The organism is Bacillus sp. 2205SS5-2, assembly GCF_037024155.1.
Taxonomy (GTDB): Bacteria; Bacillota; Bacilli; order Bacillales; family Bacillaceae_K; genus Bacillus_CI.
The window spans coordinates 21802-28438 of record NZ_JAYKTS010000043.1 but is presented as its reverse complement, the minus strand read 5'-3'; the positions used below and the strand labels follow the sequence as shown (position 1 = coordinate 28438).

General features: G+C 37.7%; 8 protein-coding genes. 7 read left to right on the top strand and 1 reads right to left on the bottom strand.

The window, feature by feature from the left end; all coding sequences use genetic code 11:
- Window positions 1-185 precede the first annotated feature (185 nt).
- From U8D43_RS19265 to U8D43_RS19245, 5 genes are all read left to right on the top strand, one after another.
- Window positions 186-470, top strand: coding sequence for a hypothetical protein (locus U8D43_RS19265; RefSeq protein ID WP_335872790.1), 285 nt, complete (start codon window positions 186-188; stop codon window positions 468-470).
- 216 nt (window positions 471-686) lie between these two features.
- A complete protein-coding gene (locus U8D43_RS19260; RefSeq protein WP_335872789.1) occupies window positions 687-887 on the top strand; it encodes a hypothetical protein in 201 nt (66 codons plus the stop codon).
- Between the two features lie 193 nt (window positions 888-1080).
- A complete protein-coding gene (locus tag U8D43_RS19255) occupies window positions 1081-1590 on the top strand; it encodes a GNAT family N-acetyltransferase (protein WP_335872788.1) in 510 nt (169 codons plus the stop codon).
- Between the two features lie 225 nt (window positions 1591-1815).
- Window positions 1816-2466, top strand: coding sequence for a Type 1 glutamine amidotransferase-like domain-containing protein (locus U8D43_RS19250; protein WP_335872787.1), 651 nt, complete (start codon window positions 1816-1818; stop codon window positions 2464-2466).
- Window positions 2467-2819: 353 nt separating this feature from the next.
- Window positions 2820-3743 (top strand): alpha/beta hydrolase, encoded by a 924-nt coding sequence (locus U8D43_RS19245; RefSeq protein ID WP_335872786.1) that lies wholly within the window; start codon window positions 2820-2822, stop codon window positions 3741-3743.
- 444 nt (window positions 3744-4187) lie between these two features.
- On the opposite strand, the gene U8D43_RS19240 is transcribed toward U8D43_RS19245, so the two are convergent.
- Window positions 4188-4742, bottom strand: a complete 555-nt coding sequence (locus U8D43_RS19240) for a cysteine hydrolase family protein (RefSeq protein ID WP_335872785.1) — start codon at window positions 4740-4742, stop codon at window positions 4188-4190.
- 160 nt (window positions 4743-4902) lie between these two features.
- On the opposite strand from U8D43_RS19240, the gene U8D43_RS19235 reads away from it, so the two are divergent.
- Window positions 4903-5622, top strand: a complete 720-nt coding sequence (locus tag U8D43_RS19235; RefSeq protein WP_335872784.1) for an ABC transporter ATP-binding protein — start codon at window positions 4903-4905, stop codon at window positions 5620-5622.
- 1 nt (window position 5623) lies between these two features.
- The gene (locus tag U8D43_RS19230; RefSeq protein ID WP_335872783.1) at window positions 5624-6622 is read left to right on the top strand and encodes an ABC transporter permease; all 999 of its coding nucleotides are present in this window, start codon (window positions 5624-5626) and stop codon (window positions 6620-6622) included.
- The last annotated feature ends 15 nt before the right edge of the window (window positions 6623-6637 follow it).

Below are 6637 nucleotides of genomic sequence, written 5' to 3'. Positions count from 1 at the left end.
CATGAGATTGGTCCTTTATTAGTGGATTTGAACGGGTTACCACCTGACTTATCTATTATAAAGGACTTTTTCTTTGCTTAAAATAGAATCATTGAATATTTTGAGTATTTTTAATAGTGAAATTAAATTAATGCAACACTAGTGATAAATGTTCATCTTTAATAAAACATACTGGAGGCACAATTATGTGGTTAATATTAGGCCTTATTGCTATAGTAGCAACTTTTATAAATTTGTATATGTATATTACAGGAAATGATTATAAACTTGCGATGGCAATGGGATTATCATTTACAGCATTGACACTATGTGCAGAACATAGCCTTGTATCTAATTGGGTAAAAGGTGAAGATTGGTCAGCTTTATTGGATGTTGTACCTACTATGGAAAAGGCATTATGGTTTTTGACAATTGTTTCTATCTTACTAAATATAGCCCCTATACTTTTAGAACTAAAAAACAAAAAATAACTAATTATTGTCGCATCATTTATTTAATATGCAATTATTTGTAAGTCTTTATGAATAAATAACAGGCGCAATTTTCTAACCTTGCGTCCTATTTATATGTAAAACATGATTGTTTGATCTGAATGTTTTTGAAATAATTGGTATTAAGTAATAGGGTAGGATTCTAAGCAAGAAAATCATAAATGATTACATAAGTCCGTTTAGGGGAGAGAGTGTATGGCACGATATTTAAGTATTTTCTTTTTATCAGTATTGGCAAGCATTGTTTTCTTTTTTATTATAGGAACTCTATTTTCTGGAGAGGGATCACCGGCTGAAGATGTTGTATTCATTTTTGGAGCCCTTATAGTTATTCTACTTTCATTCTTGATTACACAAATGTTTTATATTATGGATCTGGTAAAAACGAGAAAGTAACTTGTATTTACTACTAAACAATTGGACGCGTTCTTTTCTGTTATTTACTTAAATTAACGGGAGCCTTTGTCGATAGTGCCATTACGAATTTGCATAAGATTTACATTAATATAATGAAGGTTCTTTGACTCAATGTCGGTGAGCGTTCACATGATAGATTATTTATATTATGTACGAAAGGCTGGAATAAATCATGGCAAAAAAAGAAGCACCGAAAATTCAAACAGAACGATTGGTTTTACGTCCGAGAGCGGAAAAAGACATTCCCAATATGCTTAAAATGTTTAACAATGATGAAGTAAGAGAATTTCTTGGAATTAATCCCCCTCGTGATGAACACTCAATGTTAGAAATGATTAGGAATCGTACTGAAACAAAATGGACTGTCGCCTTAAAAGATACTGATGAATTTATCGGTGATGTAATGATTCCAGAAATAGCAGAAGGTTATCTTGGCGAAATTGGTTATCGCTTCATGAGGGAGCATTGGGGAGGCGGTTTTGCGTATGAAGCGGTTTCCGCAGTCATTGAGCATAGTAAAAGCACATTAAACCTTAAACGCCTATGTGCGACTATAGATAATAAAAATATGAAGTCAAAAAAGTTAATTGAAAGACTCGGATTTACTTTGGTAGCGGTGTTGCCTGAATCGCATTTACACGGCAGAGTTGCCGATGTAGCTTACTATTCTCGTATAGTATAGGCTTCCTTACGCTCTCCTTAGAAAAATGTAATTAAAGGGCCTGACCCCCAGCGTTAATTGTTTACTGCAACAAAAAAGTGGAGTATTTCAGATACTTAACGTAGCAGAAGCTACACCGTATCTGACCTCACTATCATCCTACACCTAAAGGAGTGGGCTTTCCCGTTCGGGGAAATCTGTAATTAGGAAATTAATGTTATTTATACTTTTCTACGGAGGGTACTTATGAAAACTCACTATTATCTAGGTTGGTTTAACAATTTTTTCCCAGATAATCTGGGAAGGGTTTTACAAGAAGATATAACTGATAGAAAATCGCTTGTTATGATTAGTTCGAATCCATTTTCTTATGAAGATGATGGTGCTACTGAGCGATCGTGGCTTGACCAGGCCGACATTATATTTGATGAATATCATCTAATTAATTATCGCGTACAAAAGGAAGATGCCCAAGCGTTAATTCAAAATGCTTCAGTCATTTTCTTGTTGGGTGGAAATATTCTTAACCAAAATGGTTTTTTGATGGAATATGAATTGTCGGATTTGATTAAAAGAAACAGATCCGTTGTGATGGGAGCAAGCGCTGGTGCGATCAATATGTCCGCTAAATTTTTATGCTCGAAAAACTTTGGAGATGAAATAAGCTCTATTTACGACGGAATCGGCCTTGACGATTTTTCTGTCCGGTCTCATTTTGATTTTGAAAATAACATTGCGCTAGTTCAAAGCGAACTGTCTCCCTTATCGGAAGAAATGAATATTTATGTGTCGAACAAAGATTGCGCTGTACGTACAAAGGGAGACAAAATCGACATTTTTGGCAATGTATATTTAATTTCCCACTCAAAGATTCAGAAATTGGATGAGACTCTCTAGTTATGGTGAATGGCTATGGCTTAATTGTATTAATTTCTTTATGAAAAGCTTCTATTTTAAATTTTGTGAAGGAAAACTACGAAAAGTAAGATTGTTCCTTCGTTGTCTAGAAAGCATAGATGTGCAGAACGGTCTTCAACTATCGGGCGCTTTTCTGAAATAAGGAAAAGCGTTTTTCCTTTTGAAAAGGACCAGATTGTTGATAAGCGTTTTCAGGTAATTAGACTATTCGACTTTGATTATACCATTGAGATTGTGAAAGTTTCACTTAAACGAACTGGTAGGATAGTTGATTTAGCATTATTTAATAATTAAACTCAATGGAGAAAGTAAAAACAGAAAGGGAATCATGAATGAAAATTCTAAACAATCTGGAGCATGGTATTCGTAAGTTGGTCGCACAGTTTATAGAAGCTGGGCGTCCGTCAGCAAGACAACAGAGCATTCAGGAGCGTAGACTAGGATATTTGAACACCATTGATCTTGCCGGAGAGGCCGTCCACGTATGGGATATTTTTGATCAAACGATTAATGGCCTACCTCTTCGTATATACAAACCATCGGAACAAATTAACCTTCCGATTTTGATTTATTATCATGGGGGCTGCTTTGTAAGCGGTGATTTCGACACCCACGATCGTCAATTGAGAATGTTGGCTAATTTAGGCTGTTGTCTGGTAGTTGCCGTTGATTATCGCTTGGCACCGGAACATGTTTATCCGGCTGCTCATGACGATGCAATCGAAGCTGCCTACATCATCCGTAAGTATGCCTCGACTTGGGGTGGGAATCCTGACGACATTACACTTGCGGGCGACAGCGCAGGAGGGCATCTTGCCCTAGTTACTTGTCTTCGTCTCAAGGACCAAGGGAAATGGATGCCTAAGCGCCAAGTTCTTATTTATCCAATGCTTGATGCGACCGCTTCAAGCGACAGTTATAAAAAATTTGGTAATGATTATGTAATTACACGAGACGCACTTCTAAGTGGTTTCGAGGCTTATTTATCTAATAATATCCCCCCCGATCACTCAGAAGCGAGTCCATTATTCAGGAATGATCTCAATGGTCTTCCAGAGACCCATATATTAACTGCTGAATTTGATGCGCTTGTCGACGAGGGTGAGGCCTTATACCGTCGTTTGTTAGAATCGGACGTAGAGGCACAATGCCGACGGTACCTTGGGGTGAACCACGGGTTCTTTCAGCTTGCAGGCATCAGTCCAGCAGCCAAAAAGGCGATCGAGGATGTCGCATCCATCGTATCTAAGATATAGGAAGTAATACCCCGAAGAAAGATCTTTTATTTTTGTTGCGCATTAGGATTAGGGGCAATTATATGACTAACTCACGTTTATCTTCAATAAGATAACATAATGGTCTTCCATAATCTGGTGCGATTGTAGAATAACCCATAGATTTAGACAACTTTATTATTGCTCTAGTGAAAGAAAATAAGTTCCCTTAAAAGATATTTAACAAGCATTTTTAACACCGTTCGAAATTCGAACGGTGTTATGTGTGTTTAGATTGTTAAAATTAAACAATTTTATTGTAAGTGAACACGACCGTCGACAGATTATTTTCATTCTAACCTAGGCTGTTCAATAAGCTGACAATGATGAAGTTGGCGTTTTTTTAATGCAGCTTTATCTGAAATTCTCCCTGTCCGATAAACGTAAACAGAGATTGAATTCATACCACCTGTTGCAAAGAACACCCTACAAAACAGTTGCCCCTAAAGCGGTTTTAAAATGATCTAATGCCCAATCATGCCCAGCTTCACTAAAGGAAGCGACCGCATCTCGATGAATCACAATAGAAAACCCTTTATTATAGGCATCAATTGCGGTATGTAGTACACAAATTTCGGTACAAACGCCGACGAGATGCAGCTCAGTAATCCCTCTTTCTCTGAGTTTTAATTCTAAATTAGTGCCAGAAAATGCTGAATATCTTGTTTTATCCATAAAATAAACACGCTCATTATGCTGGTGCTGATCGATTAGATTTTTTACTTTTCCATATAAATGCCGGCCTTCTGTATAACGAATATTATGAGGAGGATATAGTTTGGTTTCAGGATGATTCCTATCCCCTTCATCATGAACATCTACCGCAACGACCACATAATCTCCCTTTTCAATGAACTCAGATGTTAAGGAATAAATTTTCTCTTCAATCCTTTGAGCAGGCTCAAAACAAGATAACGCTCCTTCATCGGCAACAAAATCCATTGTATAGTCAATTTGAATTAGTGCTTTCATTCTCCTCATCCCCCCACTTGTTCTCCTTTTATTTTAGCTTGAAAGTGCTATATATTACAAATATAAACCAAATGAGTATTTACTCACTTTTACCTTGAATTCTTTTATCAAAGGTATTATGATAATAGTGAGTGATTACTCACTATTATCATTGAAGGGAGTTCTACATATGACACCCGTATTAATGGATATTCAAGCGTTGTCGAAAGACTTTGGGAAGGAAAACGTGTTAACCAATATTACATTACAACTTCAAGAGGGCGAAATTTATGGTTTACTCGGTCCATCTGGATCCGGAAAAACGACGTTAATTAAAATGATGATTGGCTTAGAAAATGCGTCTGAAGGAGGTATCACGTACAAGGGTAATCCCCTCTCCTCAAAATCTTTGTTTTATGAAGTGGGTTATATGGCCCAAGGTGATGCCCTATATAATGAGTTGACAGCTTATGAGAATCTCGATTTTTTTGCCTCCCTATTTGGCATGAAAAGAAGCACTCGAAAACAAAGAATTCAGGAACTGATGGAAATGGTCGATTTAAGTCCAGCACTTTACAAACCCGTAGCTCAATATTCTGGCGGGATGCGAAGAAGGCTTTCCTTGGTCATCGCTATGCTTCACTCTCCGAAACTACTAATTTTGGATGAACCAACCGTGGGGATCGACCCCGTGCTGCGTCGGAAAATTTGGAATGAGTTCCAGAAATTGAAAGAAGCAGGCGTTTCCTTATTCATTACGACGCATGTCATGGATGAAGCCGAAAAATGTGACACCTTAGGATTAATACGCGGGGGAAATTTGATTGCGAGTGATTCACCTCACCAAATCAAAGAGGATTACCATGTCACCACCCTCGAAGACGTTTTCTTATCATTGGAGGGAATTTAGAATGAGAATACTAGCATTCGTCAAACGGATTATGCTCCAGCTTTTTCGAGATAAACGAACCTTAGCCCTTATGTTTTTAGCACCACTCTTTATTTTAACGCTGCTCTGGTTAATTTTTGACGCGGATCCTTATACCGCTTCTATCGGGGTCGTTGCCGATTCGTCCATTCAAGAACAATTTGAAACCAAAGGAGCACAAGCCGTATCAGAAAGTGAAGCGTATGCTCTCATTGAAACAGGTGAACTAGATGGTTTTATTTTGTTAACCGGTACGCCAACTGTTGTTGTTGAAGGAAGCGACCCGTCTGTGACGAAAGCCGTCATGAAGGATGTACAAGAGTGGTTCGCAAAAGAAGAGACGTCTTTGCAAATGGAGTATGTTCATGGAAATGAAGAAATGGCTATGTTTGATTCCTTTGGTCCCATCTTGCTTGGTTTTTTTGTTTTCTTTTTCGTCTTTTTAGTCAGCGGCGTTTCTTTTTTACGGGAGAGAACGAGCGGTACATTGGAACGCTTACTTGCAAGCCCACTAAAAATCTGGGAGATGGTGCTTGGCTATATTGCCGGATTTGGTATTTTCACCATGATTCAAGCGGCGATTATTTCGTTTTTTAGTATTTATGTGCTCGACATGCTGATGGTTGGAAACGTATCTCTTGTGCTCACCGTCATCGTATTGCTGTCTTTTTCAGCTTTAACACTCGGAATTTTATTATCCGCCTTTGCCAAAAATGAGCTTCAGATGATGCAATTTATTCCTCTTGTGGTCGTACCACAAATTTTCTTTTCTGGGTTGTTTAATTTAGAAACAATTTCTGAATGGTTAAGCTGGATTGGTCCAATTACACCCCTTTATTATGCAGGAAGTGCTTTACGAGATGTGATGTTACGCGGTGCCGAAATAAGTGATTTAACGGGAGATTTACTCGCTTTACTGCTCTTCTCTTTCGTTTTTATCTTGTTAAACATTGCAGCTTTGAAAAAATATCGTAAAATATAAGTACTATTATTACGA